Origin of the sequence: Leptospira sanjuanensis (assembly GCF_022267375.1) — a bacterium.
GTDB classification, from domain to species: Bacteria; Spirochaetota; Leptospiria; order Leptospirales; family Leptospiraceae; genus Leptospira; species Leptospira sanjuanensis.
The window spans coordinates 76,334-95,631 of record NZ_JAIZBH010000002.1; the positions used below are offsets into that span (position 1 = coordinate 76,334).

General features: G+C 47.1%; 17 protein-coding genes. 10 read left to right on the forward strand and 7 right to left on the reverse strand.

Translation table 11 applies throughout. From position 1 onward, the window contains the following. Positions 1 to 90: 90 nt before the first annotated feature. Entirely contained in the window at positions 91 to 1,431 is a 1,341-nt protein-coding gene (locus LFX17_RS18335) for a hypothetical protein (protein WP_238747959.1), read from the reverse strand. Between the two features lie 109 nt (positions 1,432 to 1,540). Here LFX17_RS18335 and LFX17_RS18340 point away from each other — a divergent pair, with 109 nt between their 5' ends. The 3 genes from LFX17_RS18340 to LFX17_RS18350 all read left to right on the forward strand — a co-directional run bounded on the left by LFX17_RS18340 (position 1,541) and on the right by LFX17_RS18350 (position 6,607). Then, the gene (locus LFX17_RS18340) at positions 1,541 to 3,553 is read left to right on the forward strand and encodes a protein meaA (RefSeq protein ID WP_238747961.1); all 2,013 of its coding nucleotides are present in this window, start codon (positions 1,541 to 1,543) and stop codon (positions 3,551 to 3,553) included. A gap of 30 nt (positions 3,554 to 3,583) precedes the next feature. Next, positions 3,584 to 4,543, forward strand: coding sequence for a P-loop NTPase family protein (locus LFX17_RS18345; RefSeq protein WP_238747963.1), 960 nt, complete (start codon positions 3,584 to 3,586; stop codon positions 4,541 to 4,543). 279 nt (positions 4,544 to 4,822) lie between these two features. Further along, positions 4,823 to 6,607 carry a transglutaminase-like domain-containing protein gene (locus tag LFX17_RS18350; protein ID WP_238747965.1) on the forward strand — a complete coding sequence of 595 codons (1,785 nt, stop codon included), beginning with the start codon at positions 4,823 to 4,825 and terminating at the stop codon, positions 6,605 to 6,607. A 52-nt stretch (positions 6,608 to 6,659) separates the two neighbouring features. Here the strand turns inward: LFX17_RS18350 and LFX17_RS18355 are convergent, their stop codons facing one another. Next, positions 6,660 to 7,196, reverse strand: a complete 537-nt coding sequence (locus LFX17_RS18355; RefSeq protein WP_238731656.1) for a DUF1564 domain-containing protein — start codon at positions 7,194 to 7,196, stop codon at positions 6,660 to 6,662. A gap of 122 nt (positions 7,197 to 7,318) precedes the next feature. Between LFX17_RS18355 and LFX17_RS18360 the strand changes: the two genes are divergently transcribed. Continuing rightward, a complete protein-coding gene (locus LFX17_RS18360; protein WP_238747967.1) occupies positions 7,319 to 8,536 on the forward strand; it encodes an ankyrin repeat domain-containing protein in 1,218 nt (405 codons plus the stop codon). Positions 8,537 to 8,559: 23 nt separating this feature from the next. Here LFX17_RS18360 and LFX17_RS18365 read toward each other — a convergent pair whose 3' ends face one another. Beyond that, complete coding sequence (locus tag LFX17_RS18365) at positions 8,560 to 9,210, reverse strand: NADPH-dependent F420 reductase (RefSeq protein ID WP_238731658.1); 651 nt, start codon at positions 9,208 to 9,210, stop codon at positions 8,560 to 8,562. Between the two features lie 252 nt (positions 9,211 to 9,462). On the opposite strand from LFX17_RS18365, the gene LFX17_RS18370 reads away from it, so the two are divergent. Together LFX17_RS18370 and LFX17_RS18375 are read left to right on the forward strand one after the other, a co-directional pair. Next, on the forward strand, positions 9,463 to 9,972 hold the full coding sequence (locus LFX17_RS18370; protein ID WP_238747969.1) for a hypothetical protein: 510 nt from the start codon (positions 9,463 to 9,465) through the stop codon (positions 9,970 to 9,972). A 220-nt stretch (positions 9,973 to 10,192) separates the two neighbouring features. After that, positions 10,193 to 11,008: an acyl-CoA desaturase gene (locus LFX17_RS18375; RefSeq protein WP_238731660.1), complete on the forward strand. Its 816-nt coding sequence runs from the start codon at positions 10,193 to 10,195 to the stop codon at positions 11,006 to 11,008. A 56-nt stretch (positions 11,009 to 11,064) separates the two neighbouring features. Here the strand turns inward: LFX17_RS18375 and LFX17_RS18380 are convergent, their stop codons facing one another. Together LFX17_RS18380 and LFX17_RS18385 are read right to left on the reverse strand one after the other, a co-directional pair. Next, a complete protein-coding gene (locus tag LFX17_RS18380) occupies positions 11,065 to 11,571 on the reverse strand; it encodes a hypothetical protein (RefSeq protein ID WP_238731661.1) in 507 nt (168 codons plus the stop codon). After that, positions 11,568 to 12,488 carry an ATP-binding protein gene (locus LFX17_RS18385; RefSeq protein ID WP_118956944.1) on the reverse strand — a complete coding sequence of 307 codons (921 nt, stop codon included), beginning with the start codon at positions 12,486 to 12,488 and terminating at the stop codon, positions 11,568 to 11,570. Before LFX17_RS18385 ends, LFX17_RS18380 begins: the two co-directional genes overlap by 4 nt. A 158-nt stretch (positions 12,489 to 12,646) precedes the next feature. On the opposite strand from LFX17_RS18385, the gene LFX17_RS18390 reads away from it, so the two are divergent. From LFX17_RS18390 to LFX17_RS18400, 3 genes are all read left to right on the forward strand, one after another. After that, positions 12,647 to 15,046, forward strand: coding sequence for a SpoIIE family protein phosphatase (locus LFX17_RS18390; protein WP_238747977.1), 2,400 nt, complete (start codon positions 12,647 to 12,649; stop codon positions 15,044 to 15,046). 130 nt (positions 15,047 to 15,176) lie between these two features. Beyond that, on the forward strand, positions 15,177 to 16,076 hold the full coding sequence (locus LFX17_RS18395) for an NAD(+)/NADH kinase (protein WP_238747979.1): 900 nt from the start codon (positions 15,177 to 15,179) through the stop codon (positions 16,074 to 16,076). Next, a complete protein-coding gene (locus LFX17_RS18400; protein ID WP_238731664.1) occupies positions 16,073 to 16,417 on the forward strand; it encodes an STAS domain-containing protein in 345 nt (114 codons plus the stop codon). Before LFX17_RS18395 ends, LFX17_RS18400 begins: the two co-directional genes overlap by 4 nt. A gap of 43 nt (positions 16,418 to 16,460) precedes the next feature. On the opposite strand, the gene LFX17_RS18405 is transcribed toward LFX17_RS18400, so the two are convergent. Beyond that, positions 16,461 to 18,110, reverse strand: a complete 1,650-nt coding sequence (locus LFX17_RS18405; RefSeq protein WP_238747986.1) for a PhoX family protein — start codon at positions 18,108 to 18,110, stop codon at positions 16,461 to 16,463. Positions 18,111 to 18,237: 127 nt separating this feature from the next. Here LFX17_RS18405 and LFX17_RS18410 point away from each other — a divergent pair, with 127 nt between their 5' ends. Next, positions 18,238 to 18,735, forward strand: a complete 498-nt coding sequence (locus LFX17_RS18410) for a hypothetical protein (RefSeq protein WP_238731666.1) — start codon at positions 18,238 to 18,240, stop codon at positions 18,733 to 18,735. On the opposite strand, the gene LFX17_RS18415 is transcribed toward LFX17_RS18410, so the two are convergent. Continuing rightward, positions 18,716 to 19,285, reverse strand: coding sequence for a hypothetical protein (locus tag LFX17_RS18415; protein ID WP_238731667.1), 570 nt, complete (start codon positions 19,283 to 19,285; stop codon positions 18,716 to 18,718). The two genes, LFX17_RS18410 and LFX17_RS18415, sit on opposite strands and share 20 nt — an antisense overlap. Positions 19,286 to 19,298 lie beyond the last annotated feature (13 nt).

The window sequence follows — 19,298 nt, forward strand, 5'->3', positions numbered from 1 at the left end:
ACGCCCCCCTTCGTTTTGGAATCGGCGTTTTTGTTTTTCAGGTTCGATTTTTTTTTCCAGATCGGTTTCAAAGGTTTCGACTCGCAGAGTTCAAGGAATCAATTCCGGACTCAATGCGGAAGAAGAAAAAATCCCCGTAAGAAAACGATTCATCCCCTTCTCTCCCGTTTTGGAAGGAAGCTGCGCTTTGGCTTTCTCGACCTGAACCTTAATCTGAGTGTTCTCTTTTTCGGCCAAAATTACCTTCGTTAAAAATCCGGTGATGAGAATCTGTTCTCCCGATAAAAATACGAACTGAGGATTTTTGAACTTATACCGTTTGAGCATTTCCCGTTTGTCCGCAAGCCAGACTTCTTCCAAAAAAAGATAATCGCGATTCTTCCATTCTTTCGGTTTGATCGGCTGTAGTCTTTGTTTGGAATGAAAATACACGTAAGACGAAACCGCCGGGCTCGCGTAAATCTTCTCGTCCGTTTGGATGACTTCCCTGTTCTTTAAGTTTACGAGATCTTTGGCAAACGCTCCGAGTTTGGCCGCGTTGATTCCCGATGTCGGTTTAACGGAAAAATAAGCGGACACAAGAAGAATCACGAACAAGACCGCGCTCGCCGCAACGGTGCCAAGTTCCTTTTCCGATCGCAGTAAAAAACTTCCGATATACAAAATCACGAACAACGGTCCGAAGTTCGCCAAGTAGTTCCAGAGAAGTTTGTAAAACGTTTCGAAAGAATTCTCCCCGTAAAAATTCGTCGTGATCAATACGACGAGAAGAGTGATAAAGACTGCCATATAAACGAGAAGCACGAGCTGAGGAATGTTTCTTCGTTTGAAAAACACGGATTGATTCTTCTTTCTTTCGCGAATTCCCACCGTTCCCGCCTTGATCACGAAAATCGTAAGCCCGACAAGAAACACGGTAAAATGAGAAAAGAAACTTCCGAGAATACAAATCACGAGCAGGAATATGTCGCCCAGGGTTTCCATGCGGAACGCGAGAAACAAAATCAAAAGAAAAAACAAGCTGAACAATTCGGGATAAAAAAACAAAGGCATCGAATACGTCAGCGGCGTAATCGCGGAAAGATAACAGAGAAGATAGTGATTCGGTTTCCACTTCTCCCTTTGCAGAGTGTATCCGATCAGATGAATTCCGAGCGAAAATATAAAAGCGGAAAGAGAAAACAAAGCCGTGGTATAATTGAGTCCGGTAAGAGATTTCCAAAGATTCAGGATCAAAAAAGGAAGCGGGGGTTGATCGGAGAAGAATTTTCCTTCTTCCGTTAAGGAACGGAGATTGGCGAGCATTTCGATCGCTTCGGGATTCAAAGGTTCTCCGAACCAGTTGTACAATACCGAAAGGACGACCGCGAGACCGATCGCGGATAGGAAAAGGAAGATTGGGTTGGCTTTATTGCTTCTTTCTAAGTCCATGGGAGCCCGTAGGGTTTTTGCGGAAATCAGAGCAAGGATAAAAATTTGGGTGAAATTCTACCAACACATTTTGAAGTAACAATGAGAACCTCGAATCGGGATAGAATTCATGGAAAACAAAGATCACATCCTTTACGACAAAGCGGGAAAACCGTCCAAAGAACCGGCCTGGATCTTCAGAACCTACGCGGGACACACAAACGCGAGAGAATCCAACGAACTTTTTAGAAAAAACCTCTCCAAAGGCCAAACCGGTCTTTCCATCGCCTTCGACCTCGCGACCCAGTGCGGTTACAGCTCCGATCACGCGATCGCAAGACCCGAAATCGGGAAAGTGGGAGTTCCGATCAACACCTTGGAGGATTTTAGAATTCTCTTTCACCAGATTCCCATCGAGGAAATGAACACTTCGATGACGATCAACGGGACTTCGATGTATCTTTTGTCCCTTTACGTCGCCCTCGCCCAGGAACGAGGCGTGGACATCGGACTTCTCCAGGGAACCACACAAAACGACATCATCAAAGAATATCTCGCCCGAGGAACTTACATCTTTCCTCCGGCTCAGTCGATCCGAGTGATCGTGGATATGTACGAATATTGTCTGAAGAATATTCCGAAATGGAACCCGTCTAACATCTGTTCGTATCACTTGCAGGAAGCGGGAGCGACCCCGGTTCAGGAACTCGCATTCGCGCTCGCAACTGCAATGGCGATCCTCGACGCGATCAAGGAAAGAAACTGTTTTACGCCGGACGAGTTCGAGCAGTGTGTGGGGAGAATTTCGTTCTTCGTAAACGCGGGAATCCGTTTCGTGGAAGAGATGTGCAAGATGCGCGCCTTCACCGATATGTGGGACGAGATCACGAGAGATCGTTACGGAGTGAAACAGGAAAAATACCGCCGTTTCCGTTACGGGGTTCAGGTGAACTCGCTCGGTCTTACCGAAGAACAGCCCGAAAACAACGCGTGGAGAATTCTCATCGAAGCGTTAGGCGTCACCATGAGCCGCGACGCTCGCTGCAGAGCGCTTCAGCTTCCCGCTTGGAACGAAGCCCTTTCCCTTCCAAGACCTTGGGATCAACAGTGGTCTTTGCGATTGCAGCAGGTTCTTGCGTATGAAACGGATCTTCTCGAGTATCCGGATCTATTCGAAGGTTCTAAAGTAGTCGAAAGCAAAGTAAAAGAACTCAAGGAAGAAGCTTACAAAGAGATTCAGAAGATTCTCGATATGGGCGGAGCGATCAAAGCGATCGAGAACGGTTATATGAAATCCCAGCTTGTCAAGTCGCAAGCGGAACGTCTCGCAAAGATCAACAATAACGAACTCATCATCGTCGGTAAGAACAAATGGACCGAGGGAACCCCTTCTCCATTGATGACCGATCAGGACGGAGGCGTTTTCAAAGTGGATCCTAAGTCCGCGGAAGAAACTCTCGAAGTTCTCGCAAAAGTAAAAGGCGCAAGAGACGCGAATAAGGTTAAGGCCGCGCTGGAAACTCTCGAAGCCGACGCAAAAGCGGGTAAGAATCTGATGTACGCATCCATCGAATGTGCGAAAGCCGGAATCTCCACGGGAGAATGGGCGGACGTCCTTCGATCCGTCTTCGGCGAATACAGACCTGCGACCGGAGTCGAAGGACAAAAACTCAATCTGGAAACCGAAAAAGTCGTTCGCGTTCGCGGGAAGGTAGAAGCCTTCCTAAAAGCGAGCGGCTCCAGACCGAAGATCGTGGTCGGCAAACCCGGGTTAGACGGACATTCCAACGGAGCGGAGATGATCGCCGTGTCCGCGAAACACGCGGGATTCGACGTGATCTATTCGGGAATTCGCTTAACACCGGAAGAAATCGTTCAAACCGCGGTGGAAGAAAACGCGGACGTGATCGGAGTTTCCATTCTTTCCGGTTCGCATTTGGAACTCGCGGAACAGATCTTCTCGGAATTGAAACACTACAAAGCCGATATCCCTGTCGTATTCGGTGGAATCATTCCTCCTTCGGACTTTGACGCTTTGACGAAACTCGGAGTGAAGGCGATCTTCACGCCGAAGGATTACGATCTGATGGACGTGATGGAAAGAATCATCGACATCATTTCCAAAACCGTAAAAGCCGCCTAACGCGGATTTGTTTTCGTTTCGGGCACGGTTGTGAAACATCACAAAGAAGATCTCGCCGAACTCATCGAAGGTGCGCGGGAGGGAGAAAAATTTCCTCTCGCGAAACTGATCTCCGGTGTGGAAAGACCGGATTCGTTCGAGTTTCGGAAAGGGTTGTTTGCAGCCCTCGCGCAGCGAGGGCTGAACGGACAGAATTCGTTGACGGTGGGATTTACCGGTACTCCGGGCGCGGGAAAATCCTCGTTACTCGGAGAACTCGCGACTCAATTTCTCAAAGCCGACGACGGTGAAACGATGGCCATCGTAGCGATCGATCCTTCCAGTCATATTTCGGGCGGTTCGTTGCTCGGCGATCGAACCCGTCTTTCCCTTCCCGCACGGGAAAAGAGAATCTACTTTCGTTCCCAACCGAGTCAACTCGAACTCGGAGGAGTGAATCCGTATACGTATCACGTCATCCGGTTGCTTCGTTGTTTTTTTCGCTACGTTTTCATTGAAACCGTCGGGATCGGTCAAAACGAGATCGAAGTCTCCAAGTTGACAGACCTTTCCTTTCTCGTATTGCAACCGTTAGGCGGAGATCAGGTTCAATTTATGAAAAGCGGAATCATGGAAGTTCCGGATTCGTTCATTCTAAACAAATGCGACGAAGAAGTCCTCGCGAATTCCAGTTATCACACGCTGATTACGACTTTGGAATTCTTGAAGGACATTATGCCCGGCAAGGAACTTCCTCCCGTTTTCAAAACCTCCACCAAAACCAAATACGGAATCGCGGAACTTCTGGATTATATCCGAAAGGCAAAACCCGTTGCAGACCGTTCCAAGGAAACCGATCTGCAACTTAGGAAATGGATCAAAAACGAATTCGGGAACTTCGGTTTAAAAGTCATCGAGAACCTCCCCTATTCACCCGGCTTGGGTTTCGAAACTTTGGAAGGTTTGGCTCTTGAGGAGATCCGCAGAAAGTTGAAATCCGAATCGTTTTAAAGAAAAAACCGTTAAACCGACATTCTCTAAAGCAAAAATATTAGAATCTCCTTATCTTTCCCGCAAGAAAACGCTTTCGCACTTTCACGTTCGCTCAACGGCCTTTCTTTTTTCGAAAAGCGATCGTTTTTAGACCTTCCGGTAGAAGGATTCTTCCCTTTGCGCGCGTCAAATTTTCGCATGTTTTTCACCGATTCATTTTCGTTTGTATCGAACCTTTGTTTCGCATTAAAAATTCGATCTCTATCGGTTGCATTTTGTGTCGGAACCGCCGTCGGATTGACCGCCTCTATAAGCGGTTCTATTTTTGCGGATTCCGCCTATTCTAAGTTAGATTGGGAAGTCATCGAACAAGACGACTACCCGCAGATCGCACCCCCTTCTTCGGATGAAAAAGTGAGGAGCTTTCAAGGCGCCTTGATTGCGGGGAATTGGCTTTTGTGGCCCGCGATTCTTCCTGGAGCGAACGACAAGGAAAGCCATGGAATTCTTTTTCGAAACTTAAAAAACGGCGAAGCGAAACGAATCGATTTAGGCGAACCGGTCCGCGGTTTGGCTTGGGATCGGGAGAATGATCGGATCTACGCCCGTCTTAAGAAAGAGATCGCGGTGCTTACGAGCGGTAACCTCGAAGTAAAACGGAAAATCCCGTTCGTTCCCACGAACTCGGGTTGGACCTCGATCGGAATCTTTCAGGGAAAACTATTTGCGATTCAAGGAAATACATTCACTTTTTATGATATAGAAACGGGCAATGAAATCGAAAACAAGGAACTTCCGATTTCCAAGGTTTCACAGGCTTATGTTTGTTCCGACCAGGAGATTTTTCTTTGGTACAGCGAAGGAGAATACAATCTTCATTCTTACGATCCTCTTTTGAACACCGTCAAAGATCGTTATTCAGCGCGGATCGACTCCAAGTCCGCGCCGAAACTCGCCTGCCGCGGAGATCGGCAAGGTCGTTCGAACTCGATCGGATTTGCTTTGATGGACCCGGAAAAAAACGTGTATAAGAATTTGGTCAAGGTCGGAGATCAGTTGTATCCGACCTCAAAAGGGAATCAACTTCTCAAAGGAAATCTGAGTTATCGATTTTCCCCTCAGAAAGATAAAATTTCTTTCAACGTTACGGTCACCGCAAAGGAAAAGGATTCTCCCGAAACCGAACTTGCCGTAGTAATCCCGCCTCGAGAAACGGCGTATCAAATTCTCAGCGGAGAGACGGTTTCTAAAAATGGAATATTCAAAGACGATGATCAAGGGAATAGAACTTTGATCGTTAAAGTCCCGGCTTTGTCGGCGGGCCAGTCTTGGTCGGAGACAGTCTATTCGGCCAAATTGACCCGATTTCATATCGATTCGGGCCTTTCCAATTTTAATACATCCTGGGAAGATTGGAAAGTCGACCGCGACTGGAAACAATTCCTGGAAGATAAGTCGGTTTATAAGATCTATGATCCAGGTATCGTTTCTGCCCGGGATCAACTCAAATCGGAGACGAGCAGCGTCGAAAGTTATATCCAAGCGGTTTATAAACATATTACTAAGAATTTAGTCTACAAGCAGGACGGCAGATTCGATCCCGCGCCGGTCGTTTTGCAGAACGGCCACGGTTCCTGCACGGAACACAGCTATGCGCAGATCGCTTTGCTGAGAAGCGCGGGAATTCCTGCACGCCTCGCTTGGAATTGGCTACCCGGCGCGACCAAAGTCGATTTCAATCATAAGATCGCAGAAGTTTGGCATCCTTCCTTCGGCTGGATTCCGATGGAACCGCTCGCGTACCCGAGAGTAAGGGCCGGGCTAACGCATGCAAAACATATTATATTCGCGGTACTGAATTCGCCTTCCCATTCGATCGTGAAAGGTGGAGACGTTCTATTGAATTTCACGAAACCCTCCGGCGGCGCTTCAAGAAGCATGAACATCGAGTTGATGCCGGACGAATCGGTCTCGTTTCGAAGTGCGTCCTCGGAGGAATCCGTTTCCAAGGATTTCTTTCCAAAGGTCAAACCGATCCAAAATCGGATTCTGGATAAGGGTGAGGAAAGAAACGTGGAATAGTCCTTTATAGCTTACGCGCAATTTATGGTGATTGTTGTTGAATAACGCGATTTCATGTGGGTCGGGTTCGTAAGTAATAAGGATATTCGGTGGTCATTGGGTTTGGTTCGAATTCTAATTCTCGTGAGATGAGATTTTCTCGTAGATTTAAGGTCCAGATCATTCTGTAAGTCCCGTGTAAACTAGGAACTCCTCTGTTTAAAGTTTCCACAATAGAATCCCCGACTCCATTGTCTTCCAGCCAAAGCATATAATTAAACAAATAACACCGCGACACACCATGAGCCGCGGCCAACGCTCCTAAAACGGCCCAAGCCCCGGTGTTCACTCGAATCGTCATTTTCTTCATTCTCCCGACACCCCGATTGTATCGAATCTTACCCGCTTTCCAATGAAGACGCTTTTTAGTCGCAAGATATTTACCGTATCTTCTCAATAGAAACGTAAGCCGATGCGGAAGAATTTTCTTTTCTTGAGGATCCAATCGATCCCAATACGAATAAGGCACCAACAAAGAATCTATACCCAACTGACCTTCGATCAAAATCGATTCGATCTTTTCACCGGACGAAAACCACAACATTTCCATACAAAGAAACGGTTCTCGGAAACGAAATTCCGGTTCAAAATCGAAGATTTTTTTAAACGTTCTCCATAGATCGTCGCTCTTGTCCTTGACATCGGAAATTTATTTCTTACTCTATTTCCCCTATGAATCCGAACAAGACCTTGCTACTTTTCTTAATACTATCCCTTCCCCTATTCGCCGAAACCGAAAAACATCCAAATCATGCGATCGGAGAGTCCTTACTGAAAATTTCCAAACGCGCCAATCTTCCCGAGGCCAGCGTAAGCGGTTCCGGCTATAAAGCGGTAGTTCTTGTGGGAGACGTGGACGGGGACAACGGGCCGGGAACATTAGGATACATTAAGAACATGCAAGGAGTCGCAAAGGTTCTTAGGGAACGCGGCGTCCAAGTAACGGAATACTACAGTCCGAAAAATTCATGGGATCAAATCAAAGGCTCTATCCAAGGAGCGAACTTGGTTCTATATGCGGGTCACGGTGTGGGAAGCAACTTAACCGATTCTCCGTATCATCAAAAGTATGTGGGCGGTTTTGCATTAAAGGGAAAATTCGTTTCGAACGACGATGTGGAAAATACTCTCAAACCCGCGCCGGGTGCTGTCGTACTTTTCTTAGGCGCTTGTTTTACGGCGGGCAATATGGCTTATGATATGGGGGTAATCGATGCGGAAGAAACGAAACACAGGGTTTCGATGTATTCCGCGCCTTTCTTAAAGGCGGGTTTTCAAGGTTATTATGCGACATGGGCTCCTTGGACCGCTCAAAGTTTGATCGCGGAGCTTTTTACGGGAAAGAATTTCGGAACCGTTTATGATTCTCAAACCAATCTTGCCGAAGTGACAAAGATCGAACATCCGGCCTATTCCAACGGAAAGTTATTCTTTCATAAAGGAAAACAAGAATCCAGAGTCGTATTCGATTATGCCTTCGCAGGGAATCCGAATGCGCGCATCTCCGATCGGGCAAAAGAAGAATCGAAACCTTCCGACAACGCGGCGACAACGACCTCGCTGACGCCGGAAGAACAAACCGCTAAAAACAACGCGCTCGTCAAAGCCACTTATAAGAAGGATCTGAAAACTGCAGTCAAATTGTTAAGCGAAGGGGCCGATCCGAATACGGAAACGAAAGGCTGGAGAATCCTTCACCTATCCGTTTATTTCGATCTACCCGAACTCGTAAAGGCGCTCTTGGACAAAAAGGCGGACCCGAATTATCAGGTGGACGGTTATACGGCTCTTTCCCTCGCAACGGCTTACGAACGTTCGGCGATCATTCCTCTTCTGGAGGCTGCCGGAGGAACTAAATCCCGATCTACTTCCACGAAACCGAAACCGTAGGGGATCGATTCTTCGTCAAAAAATCATTTCAATACTTTGAATGCGTGCGTCCAGGATTGTGATAAAAATCCGGGGATACACCAAAGAATACAAAGCGGCTCGATCGCACGGGCCGCTTCGACTTTTCCCATATCTTCCGTTTCCCATCCGAATTCGTCCAAGATTTCTCGAACTTGTTTTTTCGCGGCCTCGTCGTTCCCGCAGATAAACATACTCGGAGTTCCTCCCTTCAAGCTCGGATTGACCATCAATCCGCTTCCAACCGAGCTGAAACACTTTACGAAGTTCGCCTTCGGAACCTGTTTCTGAAATTGCTCCATTAGAGATTCATTGTATGTTGTAAAGAATTTCAATACTCCGTTTACGGGAGGTTCTTCCGAAATCGGGTTGGTCGTATCGATCACCGTTTTTCCGGTAAGCGAATCCACTCCTGCCAATTTCAATACTTCGGATGCGATGTTTCCCTTCGAACAAAGAACCAAGATGTCGCCGAAACTCGCCGTTTCCGCAAACGTTCCGATCGAAGCGCCGCTTCCCGCTTTAGACAACCATTCTTTGAGTTTTCCGGGATCTCTCGTTCCGATCTTTACTTCGGCGCCGTGTTTTAAGAATCCGTTTGCGAGCGTCTGCCCTACTATTCCCGAACCTAAGACTCCGATTTTCTTTCCTTTCATAAAGTTCCTCCGATTCAGGTTACTCTTCGTAGTATTTCAAAAGGATCAAACAAGATTTAAGATCGGCTTTTATTTTTATATAAGACTACACGTCCGAAACAGACACCCCATTCAACGATCGCATTAAATATATGAAAATATTTGTTTCCTAAATCGGGACGGACTTTAGCTTGATTCCTTAAATCGATCGGCGACGATCCGATTAAAATCAATACAATCTATTTAGAGTGAATCTTTGACAAGGAGTCAAAAATGAAAAATCCTTTCCGTTCCGCATGCGCGACCATCGCACTTGTGTTTTCTATCTCGCTTCTTCCTTCGATTCTTTTTGCGGAAGAAGACGCACATTACATTCAACCCGATGATTTTTTTATCACGAAAGAAGAATTCAAAAACCAGTCTTGGATTTACGTTCATCTCGCCAAACAACTCACCGCACCTTCCTCAAAAACGAAAAACGAAGCGGAGTTTCTTCAAGTGCATGACGGCAATAAGGTTTGGACGAAATTCTTTTATGCGACCGAGATTGCGAAACAAAACGATCTGAAAATCGGCAGCATCGTAATCATGGCGGACCTCGGAACCGAAGACGGATATCGCGCTCCGGAAAGCAAAGACGAAGCGCGCACCTGCGGCTGGTTCATCGCCAAAGTAACGGACGTTTCCGATCTTTACAAAGGAATCGTTACCGTTTCAGGCGGTTACAAAATCAAAGTGGATGCGATCCGAGTTCCCGTAAAACCGGTTCACAAAGGAAAATAATCCTTCCGCATTTCTTTTCTAAATCAAAGGGTCGAAGTTCCGGCCCTTTGCGTGGCAAAAGACATCCATTCGGCGAAAATTCCCCGCCTCACTAAATAATTCGCCGCAAAGCGGAATCCGTTCATCGAAATTTTTCCCTTTTCTTTTTTTCGAAACGCCGTAATTTTTCTGCAACCTCCCCCCGGCAACCCGCTCCTATTTATCAACAGGAGTTTACTAGATGGCGATCATTCTATCGTTCTTTATCGGGCATTGGTTCTTATCGGCTTTCGCTCAATCGTTCTTTCTTCACAGATACGCGGCGCACGCGATGTTCAAAATGAACAAGTTCTGGGAAAAGTTTTTTTATCTTTTTACCTGCGTGGCTCAGGGTTCTTCCTTCTTGAATCCCCGCGCTTACGCGATCATGCATAGACAACACCACGCTTACAGCGATACGGGGAAAGATCCGCATTCTCCCGTTGCTTCCAAAGGATTTTTGGATATGATGTGGAAGACCGCGCTGAATTACGAATCGATCCTGGATCGTAAAGCGAACGTTGAAAAAGAATTCAAAGGAAATTATCCGGAGTGGCCGGCGATCGACATGTTGAGCGATTCTTGGACGTTCCGGCTTTTCTGCGGAACCCTTTACACGTTATTCTATCTTTACTTTGTTCCTGCGGGTCAATACGGCTGGTATCTTTTACTTCCGATTCATTGGTTGATGGGACCGATTCACGGCGCGATCGTAAACTGGTGCGGTCACATGTACGGTTACAGAAACCACAAAGAAAATCCGGACAATTCCAAAAACACCCTATTCGTAGACTTTTTGATCGCAGGAGAATTGTATCAGAACAATCACCACGCGCATCCGAATTCTCCGAACTTTGCGTTTCGTTGGTTCGAGTTGGATCTCACCTATCAAGTGATGAAAATCCTTCACATGCTGAGAATCATCAAAATTCAAAGAACCGTCTGGACCGAAAAAGGCAAGAAAGTCCTTCGCGGTTCGGACGTGATCGTCGATCCGACATCCACAATCGCCGCTTAAGTTTTACACCTGATAACCGGCCCGCCTTCGGCGGGCCGCATCACGGCCAAACCCGCTTATTCTATATTTTCCAGATCCTTCAGAACTTCTTCCTCGTAATTCTTTTTTAAACGATCCAAAAATCCCTCCTGCAAAGGAATCCGATCGTTCAGAATCAGGGAAAACAATTCGTTTAACAATTCCCGTTCGTCGAACCCGGTGAACAACCATTCCAACAGTTCAAGCGCGAGATCCATTCTTCCTTCGGTCGCGATCATCGTCTTGAATTCCTGTTTGATCTCGTTTCCTTTTTTGGATTTGAGAAACCCGCGGATTTTTTCGGGATAAAGGTTGAGAAGGGTTTGTTTTTTTGCGTTGGGTGTGAATACGAAATTCTTTTTATCGGAAGGCAAATGCGAAAGAACGGCGGCTTCCGCATCCACGACGTTTACTCCGTCTTCCTGCAAGGTTTTGAATAGAACTTCTCCGAGTAAAAAATCACGGAACGGATGAAACGGAAATCCTCCGCTTGAACCGGCACCGCTTGTTCCGCCGGTTCCGGCTTCGCCTCCACCGGCGTTCATTCCTTTTCGATCTCCACTTGTTTGCGGACTTTCTCGAAAAGATTTTCCAACTCCGAAGGAGTGAACTCTTTCGTCGGTTCGAACGAACAGAACACGGCTCTATAATATTTATCCTTGTGGACCAGATAAAAACCGGCTTCTTCCATCAGCGTTCTCAGTTTTGTTTCTCGGGAAGAAGTGACAACGATGGTGACGGAGGAAAGTTTGCTCTTTCTGTGATCGATATGAAAGTAACAGAGGGCTTCTTCCGGATCGAGTCGATCGATCTCTTCCTTGATCTCGTCGAAACTCGTCACGTCTCTCGGCCCTTTCGGATCGCGGTAATTGATCAGCACGCGTTTGAAGTAATGAACCTTGTTCCCTTCGGGGGTGATCTCGACCCCGTTCAGTACTCTTCTCTCGTCGGCGAGTTCCTTCATGAGGAATTCTCCCCTGCCCCGCGAACTTTCTATGTCGAACAGCTCGGAGGAGAAGTCTCCTTTCTTAACGTTCTCGTTGATCTGCGAAAGGGTGTATTTCATCCCCGGCTGCATCTCGTGTTTGAAGGACATCTTAAAAAAGGGATTCACAACTTCATTATGTAATTCTAATTCGATTTCCGCGTATTTTCCCTGACCGTGTTCCACGATGTTTTGCGTGGCCTCGGTCGCGATGATGCGGATCGTGTCCGGATCGAGTCCGGCTAACGAGGAATAACGATGAACGAAATTTTTGATCTCGTAGAGGGTTCCCAGACTTTCGTCGATTCTTCCCCGAATCTCGTTTTCCACGATCTCTTCGCGGAAGATTCTGGCGTAATAACGAACGCTCGCCATTCCCTTTTTCAGATAGGGAGAATGCGCCGTGTTCTCTATTTGCCGTTTGAGTCGTTTGTTTTCATCTTCTAATTCTTGAATTCGTTTCTCTTCTGGGGACATAAAGCTCTTTATTTCTGTAACGAGATTTTCACATTCCCGATCGCCAAACCGGTGGATTTCTAAACTAACTTTATATGCTTTGGGTTCAAGTGATAATTCGTTTTTTATGCTGAAAAAACAAAACCAATCCGTTCGAGCTTTAACTTCAGCGAGTTTTTATGAGCTTTCGTCAAAAAATATTTTTAATCTTAAGTGCAAGTCAGTTATTTCTCGTTTTGATTTTAGCGGTCACCTTTATCCAGATGATCGATCGAGTCAAAAACGAACCTCAGGATAAACGAGCCCTCGACAAATCCGTCGATTTTCAAAAAGAACTCAGACACAAGGAAGAGACGATCCGTTTTATGCTCAAAGAGTTGGAACGGAATTCCAAAACGATTTCGATTTTGGAGGCGGGTTCCGGCAACCGAGGTCTTTTGGATTCTCAGAGAGAATACTTTTTGGGAATCATGAAACAATACGATCTTTCGATCTTCGAAGTGATTTCCTCTTCGGGCAAGGTAGTATATCGGTTTCACAGACCCGGCGATTTCGGAGACGACAAGTCCAAACAAAAGATCGTTCAGGAAGCGCTGAGCGGCAAGATCGCCTCCACACTCGAACTCGGTCACAGCGGTCTCGGACTCCGAGTCACTTCTCCGCTGCGAAACGGCTCCTTGGTCTTAGTGGGTCAGGTCGTGGATCAAAAATTCACGGAGAACATCACCGGCTCGAGCGACGTTCAGATGGCGATCTACGAAAAGGAAAAACAAATCTCCGCATCCGGTCCCCTCATCCGGGAATATCTGAAACATCATCCGATCGATTCTCTCAAAAGCGGGAACCGTTTTTCGTTCGGAGGAAAATACTTTTATCTTACGCGCATCCCGTACGAAAATAAGGGACTGACCAATCTCGCCCTCGAGTTCGTTCTTTTGATCGACGAAACGGAGCTGCATACTACTACGCGGAATCTCTGGATCTACTGCGGGCTCTTGGCTCTTTCGATCTTTATCGGAATTCTTCTCGTATCCTATCTTTTTTCGAGGGACATCATCAACGCGGTCAAGGCTCTCAACTTCGCGATGAAGAATCCTTCCGAAGACGAAACCACGATCATCGATTTGGACCGCACGGACGAACTCGGTCAAATGGGGGAAGTGTTCGTGAATATGAAAAAGGAACTTCTCGATCATCAGCTTTTTCTCGAAAGAAAGGTGGAGGAAAAAACGCAGGAACTTCAGGAAACGTTAAACGAAGTCCAGTCTCTCAAGGAAAAACAGGACGGGGATTATTATCTCACTTCCCTTCTCATTCAACCGTTGACTTCTCTGCGTTATAGCGACGAGAATACGAAGATCGAATCCATTCTCAAGCAGAAGAAGGAATTCCGCTTCCGCACGAAGAATTCGGAAATCGGAGGAGATCTCTGTTCCATTCAAGAAATCACCTTGAACGGCAAGATTTATCTCGTCGTTTTAAACGCGGACGCGATGGGTAAATCCATCCAAGGCGCGGGCGGCGCGCTCGTGATGGGGACCGTTTTCAAAGCGATCGTAACAAGAACTCAGCTTTCCCGATCCAATCAGAAGAAAACGCCCGAGAAATGGCTGAAGGACTGTTATACGGAATTGCAGAACGTATTCGTCACGTTCGACGGCAGTATGCTCGTGTCCGCCGTCATAGCTCTCATCGATCACGAAACCGGAGCCTTGTATTCCATCAACGCGGAACATCCTTGGATGGTTCTTTACAGAGACGGGAAAGCGAGTTTTCTGGATCCGGAATTGCTTCTTCGTAAGATCGGTTTTACGGAGAATGCGTCCGAGCCGATCATCCGCGTTTTTAAACTGGAACCGAACGACTTTCTGTTTATCGGTTCTGACGGAAGAGACGACATTCTTCTGCGCAAGCCCGGATCCGACGAAACGTTTATGAACGAGGACGAAACTCTTTTTTTGCGGCTCGTGGAACTCGCCAACGGGGATCTGCACGATCTCGAAAAACTGATCGCTCACGCGGGAGAGGTCACGGACGACCTTTCCATTATGAAAATTGCATATAAAATTCCCACGGAGATTTCCCTGCAAAAGGTTCCATCCGCCGGGGACGAATACAATCTTCTCGTCAAGGAAGGGATTCAGCAGATCCGAAAAAAGAACCTTTCACAGACGAGGAATCTTTTCGAAAAAGCCCTCGCGATCAGCGATTCCGACCCGGGTCTTTACAAACAACTTGCAAGAATCTGCATTCATCAGAAGGACTACGCTCCTGCGGCGAACTATTCCGAAAACTACGTCGCCAGGTTTCCGTTCGACAACGAATTTCTATATTACACTTCCTTTACGCTTCGAAAAACGAAGGAATATCTAAAGGCGATCGAATACTCGGAACGTCTTCGTTCCCGCGAACCGGGAAACATACGGAACCTCAAACATCTCGTGGAACTCTATCGTCTCGTTGGGAACCGTTCCAAGTTCCGTATGATTATGACGACTCTCAAAGCGATCGTCTCCGAAAAGGAATCGAGGGACGAGGATCGGGATCAGGACGTTTCTTCCGAACAGATTTTGGTTTGATTCGACTCGGGTCCGATTTTTTTTGTTCGAAGAAACCCGCGCATCTGCGTGAAATTTGCGGCACCGAAAATTCTTTCCCGCCGAAAAATGGGTTTCTGTTTTCCAAACGGTCCTGTATTTGGATCAATCAATGTCTTTGGAGAGATTAAAGGCCGCAAAACGGGTTCTTATCTTGGGGAAACGCACCAAGTTCGAATTGGATTTGGAAGAATGGGGTTCTCTCGAAAAAATCGAAAAAATTTATAAGATTCAAAACGATTCGTTTGCGAGAATCCACGAATCGCATCTCCGACAACTTGCAAACCGGGAAACTCTCAAACGGCTTTTCCCCAATAGCACGTTTATCTTTCGAAAGAATATGGACATCCATCCTCCGTCCGACTTCGATCTCGTGATCGCGCTCGGCGGGGACAATCATTTCACCTTCGTCGCGCACCACGCCGTGGACACGCTCGTTTTGGGCTGTAATTCCGATCCTCCGACGTCCGTAGGCGCTCTTCTCTCCTTTCACGTGGAAGACATCAAAAAAGCCCTGGAAACAGGCTGGTCCAACGCCGCCATCGAAGAATGGCCTCTCATCGAAGTGAAGATCCATTATCCCGACGGGAGAAAGGTCAGCACATTACAGGGGATCAGCGAAATTTCGATCCGAAACAACAGTCCCGATCTCACGAGTCGGTTTTTCATCCACCACGGGAACGAAATGGAGGAACAGAAATGTTCGGGGCTTTTGGTTTATACGGGCGCAGGTTCGACCGGATGGGTTATGTCCTGTGAAAATACGGATACAAGTTTTGACAAACAATCCCCGTTTTTCAAAGTCTATTGTAGAGAGCTTCGAAAGAAGGAACATACTCGGTATACTCTGGACCACTTTACGGTCTTGGATCGTTTTAGTTTGATTTCCGAAATGAAGGGTGGAATTTCGATCGATTCTCTTGCGGAAACGATTTACGATTTTCCGCCGGGCGCAAAAGCTGAATTTAGCCTCTCCAAAAAAAAATTACACGTAGTGGTTCGTAAGCAATGAGTCAACTGAGCATTAAAAAGAAAGAAACTTCGACGGGCGTTTTCGTTTACTCACTCGACGGAAGATTGGATGAAAGCAGTTTTACCGATTTTAAACAGGAAATCATCGATCCTCCTCATCCCGATGTGGTCATTCTTAACCTAAGCGAGCTCAAATACATTTCCAGCTCCGGAATCCGAGCGATCTTCGAGTTGAGAAACAAACTGAGCAACGACGGAAAAAAGCTGATTTTGACCGAAGCCTCGGACAAGGTGATCCAAATCTTCAATCTCTTGGGACTTTGGAAACCGTTCACTCACCTAACAACCGAAGCCGAAGCCATTCAAGTCGCGGCGCAATGATTCGTTGCCCGCGGACCGCTTTCCGCCGACCGCACGGTCAAAACTACTTTAAATAAATTGCAACCACTCCCGGCTTCGGCAGGGAGTTCCCTCCATGCGGCCACCGGCTCGTCGGGTTTTGATAGTCCTTTGTGGTTTCTCCCGGATGTTGCACCGAAAGGAATAATTCCTTTTGATCGGGCGTAAACCAAAGTCCGGTCAGCTCCGCACCCGTGGGGGAAGAAGCGAACTGGAACGCCTTACCCGCGTCCGCTCCTTGCGTGGGAATCACGAACAAACCGTTGTTGCCGTATTTCTTATATACGGATTTGTTTAAGTTCTTTGCGGAAATGTCCGTGACCATCCAGAGATTTCCCGCGCTGTCGAACGCGAGATTGTCGGGCGCCGCAAAACCGGAACCGTTTCCGCCCGCGACAAAGATCTCATAGTCGAATTCCAGCCCCGCGTGATCCCCCGATTTTTCGTGGATACGAACGATCTGTCCGAAATGATTTCCGTGTTTGTCGTTGTTGGTCATCGCGATAAAAACGGTCCCGTCCAACGGATGAATTTCGATGTCTTCCGGGCGGTCCATCGGCGTCGCTCCGCAAACTTTTCCCGCTTCCCTGCAACGAACGAGAACGTCCGCTTGCGATCCGAATCGCCGTTCCCCGTTTTCTTTTTTAGAATTTCGTAATGTTTCGTTCGACTCGAAATCGAGCGGAATCCAAATCCCCTTTTCGAAATCGGCCGCATACAAGGTTCCTTCCTCGAGCAAACTCGAGTTTCCGGCCCCGAGAGAAGGATCGTAAGAATTCTTTGATATGAACTTATACACGAATTCGTCCCTCGCATCGTCCCCCATATAGACCACGAGTTTGCCCGAAGGAGACAATACGAGCGCAGCGTTCTCGTGCGCGAATCTTCCCAATGCGGTGTGTTTGACCGGAGTCGACTTGGGATCGAACGGATCGACCTCTATTACCCATCCGTAATGCGTTTCGTGCGGGAGTTTGCACGGCTCGATCACCCATTCCACGTTTTCTTCGCAGGAAAGAATCGTATTCCAGAACGTGGTTCCTCCCGCGCAATTCGCAAACGTCCCGAAAACCTTGTTCGTATTTCCGAGCGCGGAACTTCCCGCCGCGGGACCGGTCAATCGAAACTCGGTAAGACCGTTGATCCTTCTGCCGTATTTGGAATCGGGAGAAAGTTTCCATTCTCCGTTTTGTTTTGCGATTCGGAGCACCGAGCCGCCTAACGCATATAGATATTGTTCGATCTGCTTATCCGTTCTTAGATTCGGTCCCTGTTTTTGACTGTCGTATCCGTTGACGTAGTATTCCAAGGTTCCGAGAGTTTCATGATTGTTCCACAGAAGACCCGTGTCCTTCTTACCCGCAAAAGGAAGAAAACAATTGAAGTCGGAATTAAAGCCGAACGTATCTCCTTGCGGATTGATACGATCCCCGAAAAGTGCGATCGTTCCGTAACGATAACCTTCCGGGAGAATCAATTCGTCTCGTTCACTCGCCGCGATCGGTCGAAATTTTGGAAATGAGTTTTGTTTGGATGGAAGAAGGTCTTTCTTGTTTCGTTGATTCGACTTTGTTTTCGACGAAGCGGTTGCGGCAAGCGCCCCGGACTTGACGAGAGCCAATGCCGCCGCGCCCTTCCCTAAGTAGCGTAAGAATTGAGATCGGGAAAGATTCATACGTCGAAGTTCGCAAAACGGAAAAACGTCGCCATCCTGAATTTAGCCGTTCGATCCTATTTTATCTGGTTGTAATAATCGCGGGGAATTGAAAACTAACTGTTTAGAACTCGATTTTTCTCATTCTATGGATTCATCGTACTCAACTCCGTTTTACAAGATTCTTTTTACGCTCGGATGGAGTTCGATTCTATTCTTTCTTCCCTTTTATTGGATCGTATCCGGCGAGAACAAACATCTCGATCAAGTTTACGAAAGTCTGCGGGAACCGGGACCCACCGTTTTCGGAACTCTTACCGAATCCGTACGCGTTGAAAAATCGGGGAAACGAGCGTATCTCGTTTCGTATCGAGTGCCCGACGAATCCGGTAAGTTACACGAAATCACCGAACAAGTGGACGAAAATCTTTCTCAAAGACTCCGCGTCGGAGACAGCATCGAAGTACGCAGACAAACCTTCGAAACGTTCGGTAAAGTGCGCGTTTTAGCGAGAATCAAAAAGAATTCCCTGTTCATCAACGATTTCGATTTTCTGGAGATGTTCGCTCTAATCGGACTTTGTTTTTCCGGAACGATCATCGGAGCGGGAATCTATTACTGGATTTTCAAGGGTCGGGCAGCTTGATAAAAAACGGATTTTCCTTTTGGAAGATCAACTGCACCTGATACGGCTCCATCACGTAACGCGACGGATTGATCTCGTAGGAAATATACAGAAAATACTTCTCATATATTACAATATACATATATTCTTGAAACTTAATATGTTGCATCTGGCTGCGGATGCCGCGCATCCAGATCGAATCCGGCTGGACCCGTTCGTATCGGATGCTCGAAGCCTTGATCTGTTTCAGATATTCCTGACTTACGGAAGGTTCCCTTCTTCTTAATTCGAGTTTAAAGCTGCGGATGAGGTTGTATTCGAGTTTCGCCTTTTCGAGGGCGTCCACGTCCGGGATCGTCCGGAAATAATACTCGTAGTATTCCTTATCGAGAGAGGCCGCGTCCTTCTTATGAATGTCTCCGTTTTCCTCGGGAGGTTTGGAAACCGGCGCGGTCCCTTGCGCGGACATAAAATCCGCGGAACCGAGAAGGAATATCAGAAGCAGTTGTATCCGAAGCCGATCCATCGTAAAACGCTCAGTATATGTATCGGATCGACCTCGGAATTCCAAGTCTTTTTTCGTG

Excerpts from the sequence above, each read along its gene's own strand:
- LFX17_RS18335 (WP_238747959.1), bottom strand. The coding sequence starts at position 1,431 with ATGGACTTAGAAAGAAGCAATAAAGCCAACCCAATCTTCCTTTTCCTA.
- LFX17_RS18340 (WP_238747961.1), top strand. The coding sequence starts at position 1,541 with ATGGAAAACAAAGATCACATCCTTTACGACAAAGCGGGAAAACCGTCC.
- LFX17_RS18355 (WP_238731656.1), bottom strand. The coding sequence starts at position 7,196 with ATGGAAATGTTGTGGTTTTCGTCCGGTGAAAAGATCGAATCGATTTTG.
- LFX17_RS18360 (WP_238747967.1), top strand. The coding sequence starts at position 7,319 with ATGAATCCGAACAAGACCTTGCTACTTTTCTTAATACTATCCCTTCCC.
- LFX17_RS18365 (WP_238731658.1), bottom strand. The coding sequence starts at position 9,210 with ATGAAAGGAAAGAAAATCGGAGTCTTAGGTTCGGGAATAGTAGGGCAG.
- LFX17_RS18370 (WP_238747969.1), top strand. The coding sequence starts at position 9,463 with ATGAAAAATCCTTTCCGTTCCGCATGCGCGACCATCGCACTTGTGTTT.
- LFX17_RS18375 (WP_238731660.1), top strand. The coding sequence starts at position 10,193 with ATGGCGATCATTCTATCGTTCTTTATCGGGCATTGGTTCTTATCGGCT.
- LFX17_RS18380 (WP_238731661.1), bottom strand. The coding sequence starts at position 11,571 with ATGAACGCCGGTGGAGGCGAAGCCGGAACCGGCGGAACAAGCGGTGCC.
- LFX17_RS18385 (WP_118956944.1), bottom strand. The coding sequence starts at position 12,488 with ATGTCCCCAGAAGAGAAACGAATTCAAGAATTAGAAGATGAAAACAAA.
- LFX17_RS18390 (WP_238747977.1), top strand. The coding sequence starts at position 12,647 with ATGAGCTTTCGTCAAAAAATATTTTTAATCTTAAGTGCAAGTCAGTTA.
- LFX17_RS18395 (WP_238747979.1), top strand. The coding sequence starts at position 15,177 with ATGTCTTTGGAGAGATTAAAGGCCGCAAAACGGGTTCTTATCTTGGGG.
- LFX17_RS18400 (WP_238731664.1), top strand. The coding sequence starts at position 16,073 with ATGAGTCAACTGAGCATTAAAAAGAAAGAAACTTCGACGGGCGTTTTC.
- LFX17_RS18405 (WP_238747986.1), bottom strand. The coding sequence starts at position 18,110 with ATGAATCTTTCCCGATCTCAATTCTTACGCTACTTAGGGAAGGGCGCG.
- LFX17_RS18410 (WP_238731666.1), top strand. The coding sequence starts at position 18,238 with ATGGATTCATCGTACTCAACTCCGTTTTACAAGATTCTTTTTACGCTC.